This window comes from Nitrosomonas communis, assembly GCF_024102715.1.
GTDB lineage: Bacteria > Pseudomonadota > Gammaproteobacteria > Burkholderiales > Nitrosomonadaceae > Nitrosomonas > Nitrosomonas communis_B.
On sequence record NZ_JAGFJM010000049.1, the window covers coordinates 1 to 19,617 of the forward strand.

Consider the following 19,617-nt stretch of genomic DNA (forward strand, 5'->3'; position numbering starts at 1 on the left):
CATAGACCTGCCCCTAGCCGGAACCAATAGAACAATTCAATTTGTGACTGGATTTGCATAAAACCCATGGCCAGCACACGCTGAAGATGGGTCTGCAGGATACCCGCGAACGCAAGCGTAAGCGTCATGAATACCATGGCGCCCGTCATGAACCAGAAACTCCACATATTCAGAATCTGGTTGAATGGCTGCAATCCCCGTAAGGCAGGCAAGGCATAGGTAAAGAAAGCCAGATTCAACATCACATAGGCGCCATAAAAAGCCAGGTGCCCATGCGCCGCTGTCAACTGAGTGCCATGGGTATAGTAATTGATCGATGGAAAACTATGCATGAGACCTAATATTCCTGCCCCAAAAAAAGCCATGACCGGGCAACCCAGGCTCCAGAGTGTTGCCGCTTTATTGGGATGGTTGCGCCCGCTTTGATAAACCAGATAAAAAGCCCACAGGATCATAGCGAAAAAAGGCACGACTTCCAGAATCGAGAATACTGCGCCAATCCAGTGCCAGTATTCCGGCGTACCTATCCAGTAATAGTGGTGGCCGGTTCCCAGCAAGCCACTAAACAGAGAGAAACCAACGATGACGTAAAGCCACTTTTCTATCACTTCACGATCGACTCCGGTTAGCTTAATCAACAAGAAGGCCAGCATGGCCGCCATAATCAATTCCCATACCCCTTCAACCCAGACATGCACAACCCACCACCAGTACAGCTTATCCAAGGCCAGGTTGTCTGGATTGTAAAAAGCAAAGAGGAAAAATATTGCGGCGCCCCAGAGACCCAGCAGCAAAACAATGGAAACGACGGTTTTCCGCCCTTTAAGAACGGTCATCGTTACATTGTAAATAAACAACAAAAAAGCAATCACCATCAGAATCTTGATCCAAAAAGGCTGCTCCAGTAATTCGCGCCCTTCATGGATCCCGAAAAGATAACCGACAACAGCGGCCAAGGCGGCAAACACAAAGATCCCTAGCTGTAGCCAGGCTAGCTTGGGGCTATGGATTTCACATTCACTTTCTTCTGGAATCAGAAAATAACTGGCTCCAAAATAGCCCAGCAGCAGCCATACCAGAAGAGCGTTGGTATGTATCATTCGAACAATATGAAAGGGAACGGCTTCCGACAGAAAATTCGGAAAAACGTAAATGATGCCCGCAAGCACACCAGCTAATACCTGAACCAGGAATAAGGCCAGCGCCGCTACAAAATAGGGATAAGCAAGTTTCTGGGTCTGATATTTCATCATGAATCTCCTTAAGTAAATCGTACATGCAGTCAGCCAGCATCATTTGGGGGCCAGCCCAGCGTATCGATACGACTCGTCCATTCAAGAAAATCAATTAGGTCATCCAGCTCCTGTTCTGTCAGATTGAACTGCGGCATTTGCCGCCGTCCTGGGACACCTGTAGGCTGGGCGCGCATCCAGGCTTTTAGGCCCATGCGTGCGCCTTCCGGACTTTCACGTCCGCCGTAGCGGACCCACACATTTCCTAATTCCGGGGCAAAGTATGCGCCCTCACCCAGGAGAGCATGACAATTAATACAGGAATGGCGTTCCCACACATGCTTTCCTCTGGCGACTGCCTCGGTCAAAGTAGATTCATCTGTTGAAACATTTTTGATATAGAAATGACTGTGAACAGTTAAAAGCGTGAAAGTCACCAGAAAGAAAATTGAACCACCATAGAAAATATTGCGTGCTGCGGATTTGGTAAAACGTTCTGCCATACCTCCCCCTTGTTTACAAATGGTCAAAATTCACACATCGGCTACATTTGATTTTAACCATAATAATCATATGGATAAATGGTTTCTCTAGAAACCGTCTCTGATTCTAACGCAAGCTTCTTACAATGAGAAGCCTGTGTACTAAATCGATGCCGGGAGAAAAATTTTTGTTTAAATATAAGCTGTGATATCTCCATCTTTCCCATGACTTAACGTGAAAGAACCTGCTCAAAAAACGAGTGCAACCTGACCTCGAGGTCAAGGATAGGGGTGAATAGATTAGGCTGTGCAGTTCAAGTAAGCCATTTTAGAGCTCAATAATAGAAGCGCGCTTTTTCTTAATGTTTTCCTCTCATTAAAACGTCATATATGCGTCACAAGCATTTAACAATCCCACATTATCTTTGCAGTGTTTGATCGATCAATTAAGCGCAACAAAACAGATGCATATCTATTCTAAATAATGTGGATGGAGAACAATCAATGTCTAATTCTCGTCGTGAATTTATCAAGCTGATGAGCGCGGGTGCCATGTTGGCGCCACTTACCGCCTTTTACAGCCGTCCTTCCGCGGGTGCTCCCAGTTTCGGTCCTGGTTTCGGCCCACTTACCCCAGCGTTGCCACTCAACACCAGTGAATTATTTGCATACCGGGTTGATGATCCAGCGTCGCTGGCTTTCGATTTTCGTAACATTCCAATCATCTCGCTTCCTCCCGGGTTCCGTTACTGGGCGGTGTCATGGACGGGCCAACGCATGAGTGATGGGTCGATCGTGCCTGGCGATCAAGATGGTATGGCAGCTTACCGTGGGCTGAATGGTACGACCATTCTGGTGCGTAACCACGAGCTTAGCAACCGTGAGAATAAATTCGGCAATCTCGATGGCGTATTGGTGCCCAGTGAACTGAAGTACGATACCTGGTGCAATGGTGGCACGACTACGCTTGTTTTAAACAGCGACGGCATGCTGATGCGTGATTTTGCCTCGTTGGGTGGTACTAATAACAATTGTGCTGGTGGTTTAACGCCATGGGGAACCTGGTTGACCTGTGAGGAAAGCACTTCGCTGCCGACGGGTAGCGAAACGGGTTACCAGAAGCCTTATGGTTATGTGTTTGAAGTGCCCGCGTTTGTGCACGCGCCTGTGCAAGCCGTGCCTATTGTCGCCATGGGCCGTTTCAATCATGAGGCCACAGCAACCGATCCGCGCACCGGCATCGTCTACCAGACTGAGGATGTCGGCGATAGCTTGTTCTACCGTTATGTACCGAACATCAAAGGTGAGCTGCTGGCGGGAGGGAAGCTGCAAGCATTGAAGCTCAAAAATTTTTCTGATGTAACCAATACCCGTACCGGTTTTCTGGAGCTCAAGGGTGTACCGCTGGCTTGCGAATGGGTCACGATTGATAACCCAGATCCTGCTGACAATGTGTTCGACAACAGTACTCGTGCACAGGGTCAGGCAAAAGGCGCTACGATTTTCTCACGCGGCGAAGGCGCGTGGTATGGCAATGATCTGATATATTTCTGCTGTTCGAATGGCGGAAATTTGGGCGCAGGGCAGATTTGGGCCTACCACCCAGCAACCGAAACTTTAACGCTAGTGGTCGAGTCAGAAAGCCGTGATGGGCTGGATGCACCGGATAATATCACTGTTGGCCCCGACGGCCGTATCTATATGTTTGAAGATGGTAGCGGGGGGGACAATATCGTCGGTGTAAATTCAGAAGGCGAATTGTTCAGGGTGGCAGAGAATTTGGTCAATACAGCCGAGTTTTGTGGTGGTTGTTTCTCGCATAATGGCCGCTTCATGTTCGTCAATATTCAGAATCCTGGTATGACGCTGGTGATCGAAGGTCCTTGGCGCAAGGGCCAGGCTTGATGAAATAAACTTTCCTTTTGTATCCCCATCAGGAGTGCCGCCATAATGAAAACATGGCGGCACTCCTTTTTATTTTAAAAATTCCACTAGACGCTCTCTCGCTCCATCCAGTGGCGGAATCTAGCTTAACTCTTTGATTTCGTCCCAAAGCGCCTCGTAAGCTTTTCCAGCTCGGCTATTTTTGGCGAACAGAGGCACTGGCTGACGATGGATGCCCATTTGTTCGATATCACTGGCATAAGGGATGCAGGTTTTCAGGATACGCACATTATCAGGCGGGTTTTCAATGATCTGTTTGTGCAGTTTTTTGCGTAAATCAACCATGGAAAAGAACATGAAAACCTTGGCGTGTGCAACCCCAATTTTATTGCAGAATTCAAGGATCTGGTCCAGTGTGCGCAAAGACAGGGTTGTTGGGATTGTTGGCGCGATAATGATGTCGGCGGCGACGAGAATATTCTCGGATACCAGTGAAACACTGGGCGGACAATCAAGAAAGATGTAATCATATTCTGTATCCAGTGGTTTCAACAGCTTACGAATTCTTTTGTCAGAATTTTTAAAATCATCTAACGCAAGATCGAGGTTTCGATAGGAAAAATCGGCAGGCACCAGGTCCAGGTTGATATGATCGGTTCCTTTAATCACATCATCCAATTCTTTTTTACCGGAAAGCAATCCTGCACCACCTTTTTTTACTTTGGGTTTTATCCGGAAGTAAAAGCTGGTTGCACCTTGCGGATCCAGATCCCAAACCAGCGTCCTGGCGCCTTCCCTGGCTGCGAGATAAGCTAAATTGACGGTTGTGGCTGTTTTTCCGATACCACCTTTGATGTTGTAGCAGGCAACAATTTTCATACTGACATACCTCCCGGTTGATGATGGGGGCTAAGTGCGTTTGTAAATTCCGCCCTTTTACTGGGTGAGGTAAATTCCTTAAAACATTCCTCAAAGTGCGCCCGAACCGCTTCTTTGCGCGCGGTCAGTTTTTCTACCAGTACACCCATGGCGATGATGGTTTTTGTTTCAGCCAATCCCTCATCCTGCATTTCCTGCGCAAAGCGGATTAATTGTGTTATCTGAATGCTGAGATCCTGAAAATCACCCAGATTTTCTTGCAACAGTTTGAGTGTTTTTATCAATTTCTTAATTTGCTCATCCGCATAATAATCATGAAAAAACTCGAGCAGATAGCGGAATTTTTTGCAAGTCTTGCGAAGCTCATGTAGCTCTTCATCATGCGATTGCTCACTAATCGCTGCGCCTTCCCTGAGGACTCTTTTGTACAGTTTCCAGATGCGTTGATTGGCCACTTGTTTGGCTGGTTGAATTGCGTTCGAAGCCGCCTGCGATCGGTCAGGTTTATTTGTCAGAATGCGTTGCCATTCGCTGATCAGTTTATGGTAACGTTTTGAATTCAGTGCCTGACATAGCTGCTTATGTTCCACTTGCCAGTGACGCTGCAAGAATTGCCGGAACGGGATGAGATCGTTCTGCAGCCCTGACGGAAGTTCTTGCGTATAACCATCAAATTTTAATAAGTACATATCAAGATCACGCGTAGGGCCTGTCATCGTTCCCAGCCAAGACAGCTCTTGTCTGAAGTAAGCGAGCACTTTATCAGGAAACACCTGTTTGATCTGGCCTAGAATTGATCGGGCACGCCTTACGGCAACACGATAATCATGCAGGAATTCCGTGTCGATTGCAGCGCATATGCCTTGCTCATTTGCCTGTATGACGCTGAGTAAGTGTGTCAGCAAAATCTGGAGTGCTTCCCGGGTATTCAGCGACTCTGTTAATTTCTGGACTATTGCCGGTGCGGCAGGTGTTTGCCCGGTTGCTGCAAGAACTTCATCAAACAGGGTGCTGCTCGCGTGGGGCAACTTCAAATGTTGACTGCTATATTGCACTACCTGCTTAAATGCTTTTTTATAGCCTCTGACCGGAAGCACCATCAGGCGAGCAGGAATGCTGTTATCCTCAGCTTGCCCTGTCATTGAATAACTTTCAGCATGCAGGATGGCAAGCGTCTTGCCTTCCTTATCCAATACCAGCAATTGCCTGCGCTTGATATGAATGGTTGCAACCGTGATTAGTGCTCTGATGCCAAGGACGCTATCCAGTAATTGGCGACATGATTTATGGCGAATATCGTGTGAAAATCTGGCCACTTTATCGAGTGGAAATTTATAAGTACTGTTGTCAGTTTCCTTATGGCAGATAAAAAAATGATGCGCGCTGCCGTGGCTGTCCATGCCGCAAACATAACCGCCGTGATAAAGTCGCCAATCAAAAGAATCCAGATATTGCCTTTGAATACGGATATGGCTAGCTTCGTGCGAGGCATATTGTTGGCACAGCAACGTAAAAATATGCTCAATATCTGTCTTTTGATTAAGAACGAACTGGATGCAGTGGGCTGATGCCATAGCATTAGGAAAAGGAAGAACGGTCAGACATGATTGATATGGTCCATTATAGAATTATCAATTAATTTTTTTGCGCATGAGGATAATCAAAAGATTGTTTTGCCAGCCAGATGGAAACCAATCCCGCATCCTCTGCGGCAATAGCCTGGGCTGTCAGGACAAATAAAAACAGCTATGCAGAAGCTATCTTTTCATGCTGTCGCCAGAGCTATGAGCAGGAATCAAATCATCGCTGTAATTTCCGGAAACACGATATAAAACATTAAGTAAGCAGCGCCCAGGGTTAACAGCAGATTCAGCAGCTGTCCACAAACATAAAGTATCAATGGTTTGCCACCAACAAAATGATGCTTGAGCGTTTTGAAATTGGTCGACAGGCCGATACTGGCAAACGCCAGGCAAAAAAACCATGTTCGCAGATTTCTGGTGAAATCACTCAGAATGCCGTTTTCCAGCACCAGATTGGCGATATGTTTATCCAGCGATGCATAAAGGATTGAAAACAGGACGCTTGCGCCAATAAAGCCGAGAATGAATTTAGGGAAACGATGCCAGATTTCTCCGATACCGATTTGCGGCGCTTGTGCATCCTTTTCTACCTTGGTTGCAAAATAAATGGCAACACAAAAGGCGACAAGGCCTATCAGCATGTTCTGAATCATTTTGATCGTGGTCGCGACATACATCGCTTTTTCACCCAGCGCTGCGCCAGCGGCCACTACTGCGCCGGAACTATCGACTGTGCCGCCGATCCAGGCCCCGCCCAGCACTTCCGGCATGCCGGTAAATTTGACGAAAAGTGGCATCACCACCATCATGATAGCGGTGAAAACCATGCTCAGGCTGATCGCCACGGTGAGTTCCTCGCGGCTGGCCTTGCTGGCCGCGGCCGTAGCAATCGCAGCAGATACGCCGCATACGCTCATATCGGCACTGATCGTGATGTTGAGCGATTTGGAAGCGATCTTCAATATATTCTGACCAAACCAGTAGGTTGTTACCAAGACGATGGGTGTAACTATCCAGGCTACAAAAATGCCAGGCAGGCCAATAGCGAGGATTTTACCGATCATCAACTCTGCTCCCATTAAAACCAGCCCGGTTTTAATGAAAAACTCCGTTTGTAATGCGCTGGTCGCCCAGCCTGGTGTGCCGATGGTGTTGCTGATGATGATGCCCAGCAGGATAGCCCATATGGCGTATTCGATACCGAAATCCTTGAAATCATTCTGTGCTGCCAGAAATAGTGAAATCAGCGACAGCAGAAAGACGGGCACAAAACCTTGGGCGAACTGTTTGAAGGGGATACCCTGCACTTTGGCGCCTATGCCAAATAATACCGCCAGAAATCCGAAAAGCAGGATGATATGGGGCAGGGAGAAAGCACCTGCTTTCAGTTTTGCTTTTTTCTTTTCAGTTTCACTCAAAAGCTGTTGCCATTGCTCAATGGCGCTCTGGGCCGATGAATTGAGCGTTTCTATCTTAAAATCAACAGTCTGCGCGGCGAGTTCAGCAACCAGTGCCTGCTCGCGTGCTAAAGCGAGCGCATTGGTTTCTGCCGCCATATCGGCAGGGGTGGCTGGCTTGTAAAAAGCTTCAATAGGATTATTGCTCCATTTATTGGGCAGGGTGGTGAGGTTTTTCAGGAATTTGCCAATGGGATCCTCCGATAATTTCAGTTTGGCTAATTCCGCTGTGGCTTCGTGCCAGGCGACAGTTTTGATCGGTTTGCCGGCTTCGCTTTGAATGATTGCTGAAGTTTCGGCAATTTTCTGCTTCAAATCTGCAGAAAGAAGCGAGAAGTAAATCGCCAGCCCGGCTAGCAATAAAAAGCTACCAATGATGATGGCCCAAAAATCTTCTGTTTTAAAAAAAGGTTGTTGATGGTGCTTGGTCATATTCGATAGTAGTAATAAGTGTGATTACCCAGCTAAAAATCAGAGAGAATAAAAAAGAACATCATCTTATGTTATTGATATCTTGGCGGTAGCGCAATGTTATTTGTACTTTGGCATGTTGCAAGTCACTGTTCGTAAAGTGGTTATAAGTATTTCTACGTATATATTTTTTTTGATTACGAATCTAGTATGAATGACGTCCTCGGTTATTGCGTGCTACTGCAGCAGAAGCTTGCAGGGCAGACTGAGTGAGTGGCTCAAACAGCAAGGAAACAGTGGCATTTGCAGTTTAGATCATCTTGTAATTAATAAGGTTGAGATTGAGCAATACATGCTTATTTCAGCAGTCGCCGATTTGAGTAACTGTTTGGTTTGGCCAGGTTTCAAAATTATGTTGCTTCAGTTAAGGAGAACCATCATGACAAGTACCAAGCGAGCATCTTCAGCTCCGTCTAGCGAGATAACCGCCACACCGGCACCTTCAGCTTCAGCGAATGAGGCAAGCGTCGCGCCGCCTTCAATTCCGTCTGGCGAGACAAGCGCTACGCCAACACCGGCAACTTTGCCAAGTACTGTTGCGCGATCCGATCTTTTTGCCACTATTGAAGATTGGCTCACCAATTTAGGTCAACGGATACATATAGGAGATATTCCAGAAATGAAAGTCGATTTGTCTGAAAATGATACTGTTTACACCGTCCTTGCAGATATTCCCGGGGCAAATAAAGAAGATATCAAAGTTCAACTGGAAGGCAACCGTGTTTCCATCAGTGTCGATAAAAAGAAGGCGGCAGAACCAAAAGAGGGTGAAAGAGTCATTTCTCGCGAGCGTTCGCAAGAAGCAATCTCCCGTACATTCCGTCTGGACGAGGAAATCGATGAAAACAAGGCACAGGCTAAATATGAAAATGGCGTGCTGGAATTAATATTGCCGAAAAAACATGTGAAAACGATCAAACAGATCGAGATCATGTAGCAGCGAGGAAGTCTTGCCTATTCACAGCAGGGGCAGTTACTGCAGCTAAGGGTAGCATCATGCTGTGTCTAAGTCTGGGCACTGTGGCTACAGAGGCGAGAGGTGCCCCGCTTTAACTCGCTTTAGGGTCCGCTTTTATCTATCTGCGATCTGTTTACAGATAGCCTTTTGAGTGAAGTAATCCGGGTAAGCTGAGAAACGATCGTCCAGGAGGTTCCATTGCCGGCAAAGCAAATCCTGTTTCATGATGCGGTATACAGCAAGATTGCCTGCGGCATGAATATTCTAGCCGATGCAGTCAAGGTCACGCTCGGCCCGCGTGGCCGCAATGTTATTCTCGAACGTGCTGATGGTTCACCGCTGATCGCCAATTCTGGTGTAGTGGTGGCGAGGGAAATCGAGCTTGAGGATAAGTTTGAGAATATGGGTGCACTGATGGTGCGAGAAGTCGCCAGTAAGACATCCGCTACGGCAGGAGATGGCACGACTACCGCGACAATCCTGGCCCAGGCCATCGTGCGCGAAGGCATGAAGTTTGTCGCAGCAGGAATGAATCCGATGGATTTGAAGCGTGGTATCGACATAGCGGTGGCGGCTATCGTGGAGACGCTGGGAGCAGTATCCAGACCATGCATCACCCGCAAAGAAATTGCCCAGGTGGCTGCTATTTCTGCGAATGCCGATACGGCGGTAGGCGAAATCATTGCTGCAGCGATGGAGAAAGTAGGAAAGGAAGGGGTCATTACAGTCGAAGATGGCCAAGGGCTGGAAAATGAACTGGAGATTGTAGAGGGCATGCAGTTTGAGCGCGGTTACCTGTCTCCCTATTTCATCAACAAGCCGGAAAGACAAACAGTCGAACTGGATGATCCCTATATCCTGCTGTGTGAAAAGAAAATCAGCAATATCCATGATTTGTTACCCTTGCTAGAGCAAGTTTCCCAGGCTAATCGGCCGTTACTGATCATTGCAGAGGATGTTGAGGGGGAAGCACTGGCAGCATTGGTGATCAATAATCTACGTGGCATTCTTAAAGCAATAGCCGTTAAAGCGCCAGAATTTGATGACCGGCGCAAGGCGATCCTGGAAGATATTGCGATTCTCACTGGTGGCGCTGTGATTACTGAAGCAAGCGGTCTTCTTCTGCAAAAGATTACCCTGCAAGCACTTGGCCAGGCGAAGCGCGTTGTAGTAGATAAGGAAAATACGATACTCATTGGCGGGGTTGGGGAGATTGAGAAGATCCAGAACCGTATCAAAGAAATCCATCAACAGATTGAAGTACCTTCAAGTAATTACGACAAGCAAAAGTTACAGGAGCGTGCGGCCAGGCTCGCTGGGGTGTGGCGGTTATCAAGGTGGGCGCCGCGACCGAAACAGGGATGAAAGAGAAAAAAAGCCGGATCGAAGATGCTACGCGTGCCACGCGTGCCGCTGTGGAAGAGGGGATCGTACCAGGTGGCGGTGTCGCTTTACTGCGCGCCAGAACGGCGATCGGTGTCCTGCAGGGTGATAATCATGAGCAGAATGCCGGTATCCAGATTGTCCTGCGGGCGTTAGAGGAACCTTTACGGCAAATTGTCATCAACGCGGGCGGTGAGCCATCCATCGTACTGGCCAATGTATTGAAAGAAAGCGGTAACTTTGGCTATAACGCAGCTTCCGCGGAGTATGGCGATCTGCTGGAAATGGGGGTGCTCGATCCCACGAAAGTGACACGCTCTGCCTTACAGAACGCAGCTTCGATTGCCGGTCTGATTCTGACGGCCGATGTCATGATCGCTGGCCTGGCTGAGCCTGCTGAAGAAACACATGGGACATAAGATGAATAAAACCAGGAGATTTGAGCGATTGTCATAATTTTGTAACAAATGAGGCACATAGTATTTCAGGGTTAGCAATAGGGATATATAACATCATCTAATTGTTATCCTAAAGGAGGAAAGAAATGTCCAGAAAATCATTTGTTTTGACCATGGCGCTACTGACTGCCGCAATCCCATGTTTCGCGCAGGCCGCGCGTGATTATGTCAGTATTGTTGGCTCCTCCACGGTTTATCCTTTTGCCACGGTCGTGGCTGAAACTTTCGGTAAGACCAGCCGATTTAAAACGCCAAAAATTGAATCCACAGGTTCTGGCGGCGGTTTCAAGCTTTTTTGTGGCGGGATAGGGGTTGCGCATCCTGATATTACCAATTCTTCCCGTGCCATCAAAAAGTCAGAGATCGACGCCTGTGCTGCCAACGGAGTTACAGATATCATCGAAGTGAAAATTGGCTATGACGGCATTGTCATTGCCAATGCCAAAAAAGCTGAGCAATTGCAGTTTTCGCGAAAAGACCTGTTTTTAGCGCTGGCCAAGAATGTTCCCGATCCCAAGGGTAGCGAAAAATTGGTGCCCAATCCCTTTAAGACCTGGAAAGAGGTCAACTCCGATTTGCCGAATACTGCCATTGAAGTGCTCGGCCCGCCACCCACCTCAGGCACCCGTGATGCTTTTGTCGAGCTTGCCATGGAAGGAGGTTGTAAAAAGTTTGATTGGATCGCAGCAAAAGAAAAAGAGGATGAAAAGCAGTACAAGTCAATTTGCCATGCAATTCGTGAAGATGGCGCTTATGTTGAGGCAGGTGAAAACGATAACCTGATTGTACAGAAGCTGGAAGCAAATCCAAATGCAGTAGGTATTTTTGGCTATAGCTTCCTGGATCAGAATACTGACAAGGTGCAGGGTCTAATGATTGACGGGGTTGCACCATCGTTTGAAGCGATTGCAGATAATAGCTATCCCATTTCCCGCCCACTGTTTTTTTATGTGAAGAAAGCGCACGTCGGTATGATTCCAGGAATCAAGGAATACTTGCACGAGTTTGTCAGTGAAAAAGCCTGGGGCGAGGAGGGCTATCTGTCAGACAGAGGGTTGATTCCTATGCCAGTGGCTGAACGTACTGCCGTCGCTCAGGATGTTAAAACCCTACGGGTAAATGTAAGCCGTCATTAACCGGTTGAAAAAGTGGCGCAGTGCAAGCCACACCGCCCTTTTTGAGTTAAATTGTTATGCATACATTCACCTTTGTTTTGATTTTACTAATGCTGATGGTGGCCAGTTTCTTCTTTGGCCGCCGGCGGGCAGTGACAGTTTCCAAGGGTGATGTTCGCTCCCTCAACTCCTTGCCCGGTTACTATGGCTACTACACTGCGCTGTGGTGCGGGATTCCGGCGCTGCTTATTTTTACTTTCTGGCAGTTTTCTGAATCGGCAGTGATCACCAATCTGGTCATTGCGGGCCTGCCGGAAGAAGTCACGTTACTGTCAAAACAGCAATTAAACCTTGTCATCAACGAAATTCGCAATCTGGTAAGTGACAATATTGTGGCAAGTACGATATCGCCAGAAATAGCAGCAGCAGCCGAGCGCTATCGTGAAATGCAGGCGATCAGCAAGATGGCATTATTTGCAGTCATGATGGCGCTTGGCGTGGGTGGCGCTACCTATGCATTATCCCGCATTCATCAGCAACATAAAGCACGCAACAAGGTTGAGAATACGATTCTGATTTTTCTGATAGCCTGTTCTACCATCGCGATATTTACCACCTTGGGTATTGTGCTGTCAGTTTTATTTGAGGCGATACTTTTTTTCCAGGCGGTGCCTGTCACAGACTTTCTGTTTGGATTGGAGTGGAGTCCTCAAACCGCCATACGGCCCGGCCAGGTGGGCGCATCGGGTGCATTTGGCGCTGTCCCTTTGTTCACCGGCACCATGCTGGTATCAGCCATTGCCATGGTAGTCGCGGTGCCCATTGGGCTGATGTCGGCTATCTATTTAGCTGAGTATGCCTCACCAGGCATGCGTGCCTTGAGTAAACCCATGCTTGAAGTGCTTGCAGGTATTCCCACGGTGGTATATGGATTTTTCGCAGCATTGACCGTTGCGCCCTTTTTCCGAGGATGGGGTGAGTCACTGGGGCTGGCTATTTCATCTGAAAGCGCATTGGCGGCAGGGGTCGTGATGGGAATCATGATTATTCCGTTTGTCTCGTCACTTTCTGATGATGTGATTTATGCGGTACCACAATCATTGCGTGACGGCGCTTATAGTCTGGGGGCAACGCAATCTGAAACGATCAGAAAAGTCGTGATACCAGCAGCACTTCCTGGCATTGTGGCGGGCATTCTGCTGGCGGTGTCACGTGCTATTGGCGAGACCATGATTGTGGTGATGGCAGCAGGCCTGGCAGCGAATTTGACCGCTAATCCATTAGAGTCTGTTACCACAGTGACTGTCCAGATCGTCACTTTGCTGGTGGGCGACCAGGAGTTTGATAGTCCGAAAACGCTGGCGGCTTTTGCTTTAGGGCTGGTACTTTTTGTGGTAACGCTGGTCCTCAATGTCATCGCATTATATGTCGTGAGAAAATATCGTGAGCAATATGAATGAATTAGTCCCGCCAAAACCGAAAACAATCGATCTGGTCAACGCCAGCCTGGCTAAGCGGCGCGCATCTGAAAGGTTGTTCCGCGGCATCGGCCTGATATCCATCATGATGGCCCTGATGTTTCTTTTTATGCTGTTCTACAGCATCGTGTCCAAAGGCTACACTGCTTTTCGGCAAACCCACATTCAACTGGAAGTCAATTTTGATCAGCAGCTGCTGGATCCGGCAGCAACACGCCACCATGACGTGCTTTCCTCTGCTGACTATAGCAGTCTGGTCAAAGCAAGCTTGAGCAAGCTATTTCCTGATGTAACCAGTCGTAACGAAAAGCGTCAGCTTCATGGTCTTGTCAGTGCGGGTGCTGCCTATCAGTTGCGGGATATGGTCATGGCGGACCCTGCCTTGCTTGGCCAAACCCTGCAGCTATGGGTACCGGCGGATGATGACGTGGATATGCTGATTAAAGGGCATATTGATCGAGATGGGCCAGAGACCGAACGCCGCCTGCGTGATGTGCAGATTGCATGGCTTGATCAATTGGCAGCCCAGGAAAAACTGTCACTTAAGTTCAATATGTTATTTTTCGCCAATGGCGATTCACGCGAACCGGAGCTTGCTGGCATATGGGGCGCGTTGATGGGATCGATCTATACCTTGCTGGTAACTTTGCTGTTATCGTTTCCGATGGGTGTCGCCACTGCTGTCTATCTGGAAGAGTTTGCTCCCAAAAGCAAGTGGGTGGATTTGATCGAGGTTAATATCAACAATCTGGCTGCAGTGCCATCCATTATTTTTGGACTCCTTGGTCTGGCAGTATTTATCAACTTCATGAGTTTTCCGCGTTCGGCCCCGCTGGTTGGCGGATTGGTGCTTGCCTTTATGACATTGCCTACGATCATTATCGCCAGCCGTGGCGCCCTGAAGTCCGTGCCGCCTTCCATACGGGAGGCGGCGCTCGGTGTGGGTGCATCAAAAATGCAAACAGTTTATTTTCATGTACTGCCGCTTGCTACTCCCGGCATGCTTACGGGTACGATCATTGGTATGGCGCGTGCGCTCGGCGAGACAGCACCCTTGTTGATGATTGGCATGGTGGCTTTTATCGTTGATATTCCATCAGATATATTTGATCCTGCCACGGCGTTGCCGGTACAAATTTATTTGTGGGCAGATAGCCCGGAACGTGCGTTTGTCGAGCGTACCTCGGCAGCGATTATTGTGTTGCTAGGATTTCTTTTTGTCATGAATGCGCTGGCGATCATCCTGCGCAAGAAATTTGAACGGCGGTGGTAAATTATTCAGGAAAGGATGGTTGATGGCTAATACCGTTAATATGAGTCAATATAATGAGCAGGCCGAGCGTCGCAAACAAGAGCGCAGAAAACAAGGCAAAATGCGGCTGTCAACAGCTACAGTTACGCGTGACAATAGAGAAACGATTGGAAATGTCACTGTTCCTGACTACCGGATACGCTGTACCGATATCAACGTGTTTTATGGCGACAAGCATGCTATCAGGAACATTACGCTCGACATTGGGCGCCATGAGATCATTGCCATGATTGGCCCCTCCGGCTGTGGAAAATCTACTTTCCTGCGTTGCTTGAATCGAATGAATGACACCATAGAAAATTGTCGTGTGACTGGCAAAATCATGATGGATAACCAGGATATCAATGACAAGTCAATTGATGTGGTGCCGTTGCGCGCCAAGGTGGGAATGGTGTTTCAGAAGCCCAATCCTTTTCCGAAATCAGTGTATGAAAACATTGCTTTCGGGCCACGTATTCATGGTCTTGCCAAAGACAAAGTCGAGCTGGATGAAATCGTGGTGACAAGCCTGAAAAGAGCAGGACTTTGGGAAGAAGTTAAGGATCGGCTTGATCAGCCAGGAACAAGCCTGTCCGGCGGACAGCAGCAGCGTTTGTGTATCGCGCGCACGATCGCAGTCAACCCCGAAGTGATTTTGATGGATGAGCCTTGCTCTGCGCTTGACCCCATCGCGACGACCAAGATCGAGGAGCTGATGGATCAACTGTGTGCCGATTATTCGATCGTGATCGTAACGCATTCCATGCAGCAGGCGGCGCGTGTATCGCATCGTACCGCGTATTTTCATCTTGGTGATTTAATCGAGGTCGGCGCTACCGAGCAGATTTTCACCAAGCCTGTGCATCAGCTGACTGAAGATTATATTACGGGCCGTTTTGGTTAAACCCATAAAGCAAGGAGGAAAAAAATATGTCAACTCGACTTGAGGGTCATACCTTCCGGCGGTTTGATGGCGAGTTATATCACCTTCACACCGAAATACTTCAAATGGCTGGACTTGTTTATGAGCAGGTGCAAATGGCGCTTGAATCTTTTCAACAACAGAAATTGGATAGCATTCGTGTGATAAATGAAAGAGAGGCGCAGGTAGATGCTTTGGAGAAAAGCATCGATAGTGTCATCACTGAAGTATTGGCAAAACGTGGTCCAGTCGCCCGCGATCTGCGCACCATTATGGCATTTTCAAAAGCAGTCACCGATCTTGAACGTTTGGGTGATGAGGCCGCTAAAATAGCCTATATCGCTGCCACCATGTATAACAATGATGGCAATAATCCAAGTAATTACTTGCTGCGCGATGTCGGCATAATGGGCAAGCTTGCCTGTGTCTTGCTAAAAGAAGCGATTGAAATTCTGGATATGCTTGATCTGGAGAGAGCTGAAAAATTGTTAAATAGCCATGATGATATTGAAGAAGAGTTCCAGGCAGGTTTACGCAGATTGGCTACTTATGTGCTTGAAGACGCACGAAACGTTGGCCACATCATTAATGTTGTGCTGGCCATGAAATCACTAGTGCGTATTGGTGAACACGCGCGCAACCTGGTGGAATATGTCGTGTATATGGTTAGCGGCGAGGATATTCGGCATACTGAGAGTGTGCAGGCCTGATTTTTCACAAGTTTGAACTGTGTGAGGCTTTCGATGAATTGTTGAAGCGCTCTACGCGCAGTACGACGGAATGTAGAGACAATTTACCTAATAAAGGGGTTTAGGATGAAACATTCAGGCTAGGATGACGGGAAATCTGGACACGTTGTATCAGAAAGAGCAAGGACATCGATATTGAATAACCGCAAGCGGCACCGACCAGACCCATGTGATAACTCAATACTGTGGTGAAGATCAGGTTCAGGATCATCGCACACATTGTTGTTACGAAAACATTATGCGTCCTTTTCATAAACTGCAGATAATAGGGTGCATCTGAGAACATGGCGCTGATTGAGGCGCCTGCAGCAAGGATACAAAGTGCAAAGTAACCATCAGGAAAATGGGGACCGAACCATGCAAGAACCTCTTGTCCGAAAACTGCGATACTACAGAAAAACAAGCCTGCCAGGCCCCCGACGACGACCAGTCGATGCTGCATGAGATGATGCATTGATGCAGCATCCCTGCGCTCCATAAACAGTGACATCAAGGGTAGATACAATCGGTTGACTGTGTTTGCAAATAATACAATAAGTGTCCCGGTCTGGGCCACAACGGCGTAAATTCCTACTACCGCTTCAGATGGATAAAGGAATTTGAGAAGGATTACACCGGAGCTCGCCATCATGGTGAGCATCCAGCTGTTCATCATCAGTGGGGCGGAGTGACTGATCCATTCCCGCTTGAGATATAAAGGTTGGGCCAGCCATACCCCCTGCGGTGTAGAGATGCGCATGAACCGGTAGATTGCAATCAAACCCCCTATCCAGCGACTCCATAGACCAGGCTCACGCTGACGGCTGTCATCGGCAACTCGAACGCATAGAGCAGAATCACGAAAACGAAGAAACAGGCTGGAACTTGGAAGCGATAGATAACGACGGCTTCGATCGGGGCGTTGTTGGCTATGACAATCTCAATCAGGAACAGAACGATTACTATAAATGGCAGGAAAGAGACCATCACTACGATCGGGATATGACTTTCGCCAAGTCGATTCAAAAATACTAATTCGAGTATAACGTCCAGCACCACGACCAACAGAACACTGAAGATAAATATCACGGTCAGTGAAAACCGCAAGAAACCACGCGTGTGAGACCAATCGCCATGATCGCGATAGACCGGAATGCAATGTAACGCATACTTCTCTAGACCGAGTGTAGCAACTGTCGCCAAGACGGTGACTACGGATATCGCCACGCTGTAATCGTCGAAATCGGGGACGGTAAGATTACGAGCCAGGACGATGTTGGTCACGTAAAACCACAGGAAGTTTGCAAGGGCCAAAGCACAGAGTAGAAGCGCCCGGAAATAGTCTGCTCTTGAGAGCGCTTGAACTTCGATATATTGTCGTTTCGTCATTGGCTCGAGTGAAATAGAATTAGCAGCGATAGGCCCTTTTCATCAGAATTGAAAGGTTTCACTACTGTTGGACGTCTCTGAGGTCGACTTAGCAAGAGAATCATTCATGGCCAGTCTCGTTTAGGCTTCGTCGAAGCATTATTGGCGTGGTTTACCTTGTATTAATTGGTTAAGCGAGCTTTATCCGCTTTACAAAAAAATCGGGTAGAAACAAGCATCAAGCATCGATCGGCGTATTTTACTAATCAGGCAGAAGGCTTGGCCTGTAGCGCCTAAGAGCTGACTGTATTCCGCCCCATCTCGCCTTTTAAGCTAAGGAGTTTTACCAAGTGACCTGTCCGCGGAGTAAAACGCCTTGTGGTTCAGCTCCTGCAAATGGACCACCTTTGACGTTCAGAACGTGTACGTAATTGGCCATGAATTTGAAATTGGAATGAGGATACCAATTGACGCCTACTGTGATATTCTCCTCCTTGCCACCTTCAACGTCCTTATTGTTTAGATCTAAACCACTGTAACGAGCCGCGATTTCCCAAGCCCCGATGCCTCCCAGGCCCACGATGCTTTTTGGTTTAGGATTTTTGAGAGTGCCAAATTTGAAATTATAGATTCGAGGCTCGCCTGTCACAATCCAGCTTCCCTGGACATACCAGCCGTCGAACCCGGGGTTCGTCAGACCCTTGCGCTCAACATCGGCGTACATATATTCGCCCTGCAAGGAAACTGGACCATAGATGATAGCGGTTTCCACACCAATACGGGTTACGCTGTCGACATTGGTCAATAAGCCCGTATCAACTAGCCGATTGGTGCCCGGAGTCATTTCAGGCCGTTCACGGAAGCGAACCGGATTATCGGGCGAGAGCCAAGAGCCGGCAAAGCCAAAATGCACGATTTTATCCTCGGTGTGGATAGGCGATAGGGTGCCCCGGCCGGTAAAAACAACGGGATCATCCCTTTCCAGCTCCACGCCACCAAACTCTTCACCGGAAGCGTTTCTCCCGTAGAAACCTGTGTGGAGCGTCCATAGGTCATGACCGTGGGTAATTAGGCCGAAACCGAGGCGGCGGGCGTCAGGTGGGCTGAAAGCTCGGCTGGGCAAGGCTCGTTCGATAAAGGTAATATCGTTGGAGCTGTTGAAACTTTCCAATCCATAGGTTTCCTTGAAATGGCCCAAAATGGCCGAGGCTGGCCAGACTTCCTCATTGTTATAAGCCAGCCATGCATCCCGCAAGCCTGCGAGGACGTCACCATTGCCAGCAAAGTCATATTGTAGCTTCAATTGCCAGCGTTTCCACAAAGTGGCGAGGATATCCAAGCGGGCGCGCCTGATGCTGGCGTTATCGTGAAAGTCGGTAGATTCTCCGCTGTCTGCCCGGTCGTCGTCGTAAATTCCTCCTTGCGTATGAAGACGCCCTCCTAGGCCCCATACAAAGTTACCATCCCGTGACTTGAATTCGAGTTTGCCTTTCGTATTGATTACAGGAAAGTCCTTAGTGACTGCTTCGACTTCCTTCTTCACTTCCTGCTTGGTGACCGCCTCGATTTCCTTTTTTACCTCTTGCTTGATTTCTTCCGGTGTTGCAGAAGGAATCTCGTTAGCTTCGTCGACAGGCTTGAGAGTCCCGAGTTTAACGCGGCCAGGAGCTGGTTGTCCGTAGAGCTGGTCGGTTTTGGGGTCGATGTAAATATCGAGCGCGAAGGCTGGAAAGACGGCGAATCCAGTGAGAATGAACACCAGTATGCTAGTAAGATAGGTGATTTTCATTGAGATCCTCCACTGAGAAGCGAATTCTGTTAAGCAGCTGTTGATTAGTACTTCCCGAGTAAATGTGATGTACAGCGAAACAGCAAACAGCTGCCCGCACTGGACTAGCTTATGTAAGAATTGTTACAAATTTATTAAA

At 48.1% G+C, this 19,617-nt stretch carries 15 protein-coding genes and 1 pseudogene; 8 read left to right on the top strand and 8 right to left on the bottom strand.

From position 1 onward, the window contains the following. Together J5I83_RS04725 and J5I83_RS04730 are read right to left on the bottom strand one after the other, a co-directional pair. The coding region (locus J5I83_RS04725) for a cbb3-type cytochrome c oxidase subunit I (RefSeq protein WP_304053688.1) at window positions 1–1,250 on the bottom strand (1,250 nt) is incomplete at its 3' end. Between the two features lie 32 nt (window positions 1,251–1,282). Then, on the bottom strand, window positions 1,283–1,735 hold the full coding sequence (locus J5I83_RS04730; protein WP_304053690.1) for a cytochrome c: 453 nt from the start codon (window positions 1,733–1,735) through the stop codon (window positions 1,283–1,285). Window positions 1,736–2,218: 483 nt separating this feature from the next. On the opposite strand from J5I83_RS04730, the gene J5I83_RS04735 reads away from it, so the two are divergent. Further along, entirely contained in the window at window positions 2,219–3,619 is a 1,401-nt protein-coding gene (locus J5I83_RS04735) for an alkaline phosphatase PhoX (RefSeq protein ID WP_304053692.1), read from the top strand. A gap of 120 nt (window positions 3,620–3,739) precedes the next feature. Here J5I83_RS04735 and J5I83_RS04740 read toward each other — a convergent pair whose 3' ends face one another. From J5I83_RS04740 to J5I83_RS04750, 3 genes are all read right to left on the bottom strand, one after another. Further along, window positions 3,740–4,477: a ParA family protein gene (locus J5I83_RS04740; RefSeq protein ID WP_304053694.1), complete on the bottom strand. Its 738-nt coding sequence runs from the start codon at window positions 4,475–4,477 to the stop codon at window positions 3,740–3,742. Continuing rightward, window positions 4,474–6,051: a CHAD domain-containing protein gene (locus tag J5I83_RS04745; RefSeq protein ID WP_304053696.1), complete on the bottom strand. Its 1,578-nt coding sequence runs from the start codon at window positions 6,049–6,051 to the stop codon at window positions 4,474–4,476. Before J5I83_RS04745 ends, J5I83_RS04740 begins: the two co-directional genes overlap by 4 nt. A 221-nt stretch (window positions 6,052–6,272) precedes the next feature. Continuing rightward, entirely contained in the window at window positions 6,273–7,949 is a 1,677-nt protein-coding gene (locus tag J5I83_RS04750) for a YeiH family protein (protein ID WP_304053699.1), read from the bottom strand. A gap of 418 nt (window positions 7,950–8,367) precedes the next feature. Here J5I83_RS04750 and J5I83_RS04755 point away from each other — a divergent pair, with 418 nt between their 5' ends. The 7 genes and pseudogenes from J5I83_RS04755 to phoU all read left to right on the top strand — a co-directional run bounded on the left by J5I83_RS04755 (window position 8,368) and on the right by phoU (window position 16,303). Then, window positions 8,368–8,925 carry an Hsp20/alpha crystallin family protein gene (locus J5I83_RS04755; protein ID WP_304053702.1) on the top strand — a complete coding sequence of 186 codons (558 nt, stop codon included), beginning with the start codon at window positions 8,368–8,370 and terminating at the stop codon, window positions 8,923–8,925. Window positions 8,926–9,144: 219 nt separating this feature from the next. Then, window positions 9,145–10,748: pseudogene (gene groL / locus J5I83_RS04760) on the top strand (chaperonin GroEL). 125 nt (window positions 10,749–10,873) lie between these two features. Continuing rightward, on the top strand, window positions 10,874–11,923 hold the full coding sequence (locus tag J5I83_RS04765) for a PstS family phosphate ABC transporter substrate-binding protein (RefSeq protein WP_304053704.1): 1,050 nt from the start codon (window positions 10,874–10,876) through the stop codon (window positions 11,921–11,923). 56 nt (window positions 11,924–11,979) lie between these two features. Next, complete coding sequence (gene pstC / locus J5I83_RS04770) at window positions 11,980–13,362, top strand: phosphate ABC transporter permease subunit PstC (RefSeq protein WP_304053706.1); 1,383 nt, start codon at window positions 11,980–11,982, stop codon at window positions 13,360–13,362. Then, complete coding sequence (pstA, locus tag J5I83_RS04775) at window positions 13,355–14,653, top strand: phosphate ABC transporter permease PstA (protein ID WP_304053708.1); 1,299 nt, start codon at window positions 13,355–13,357, stop codon at window positions 14,651–14,653. Before pstC ends, pstA begins: the two co-directional genes overlap by 8 nt. Before the next feature lie 22 nt (window positions 14,654–14,675). Continuing rightward, window positions 14,676–15,575 carry a phosphate ABC transporter ATP-binding protein PstB gene (gene pstB, locus J5I83_RS04780; protein WP_304053710.1) on the top strand — a complete coding sequence of 300 codons (900 nt, stop codon included), beginning with the start codon at window positions 14,676–14,678 and terminating at the stop codon, window positions 15,573–15,575. A gap of 26 nt (window positions 15,576–15,601) precedes the next feature. Continuing rightward, window positions 15,602–16,303, top strand: a complete 702-nt coding sequence (gene phoU / locus J5I83_RS04785) for a phosphate signaling complex protein PhoU (protein WP_304053711.1) — start codon at window positions 15,602–15,604, stop codon at window positions 16,301–16,303. 100 nt (window positions 16,304–16,403) lie between these two features. Here phoU and J5I83_RS04790 read toward each other — a convergent pair whose 3' ends face one another. From J5I83_RS04790 to J5I83_RS04800, 3 genes are all read right to left on the bottom strand, one after another. Continuing rightward, complete coding sequence (locus tag J5I83_RS04790; RefSeq protein WP_304053712.1) at window positions 16,404–17,102, bottom strand: lipopolysaccharide biosynthesis protein; 699 nt, start codon at window positions 17,100–17,102, stop codon at window positions 16,404–16,406. Window positions 17,103–17,107: 5 nt separating this feature from the next. After that, window positions 17,108–17,710, bottom strand: coding sequence for an oligosaccharide flippase family protein (locus J5I83_RS04795; protein WP_304053714.1), 603 nt, complete (start codon window positions 17,708–17,710; stop codon window positions 17,108–17,110). 322 nt (window positions 17,711–18,032) lie between these two features. Then, complete coding sequence (locus tag J5I83_RS04800) at window positions 18,033–19,478, bottom strand: OprO/OprP family phosphate-selective porin (RefSeq protein ID WP_304053715.1); 1,446 nt, start codon at window positions 19,476–19,478, stop codon at window positions 18,033–18,035. Between the last annotated feature and the right edge of the window lie 139 nt (window positions 19,479–19,617).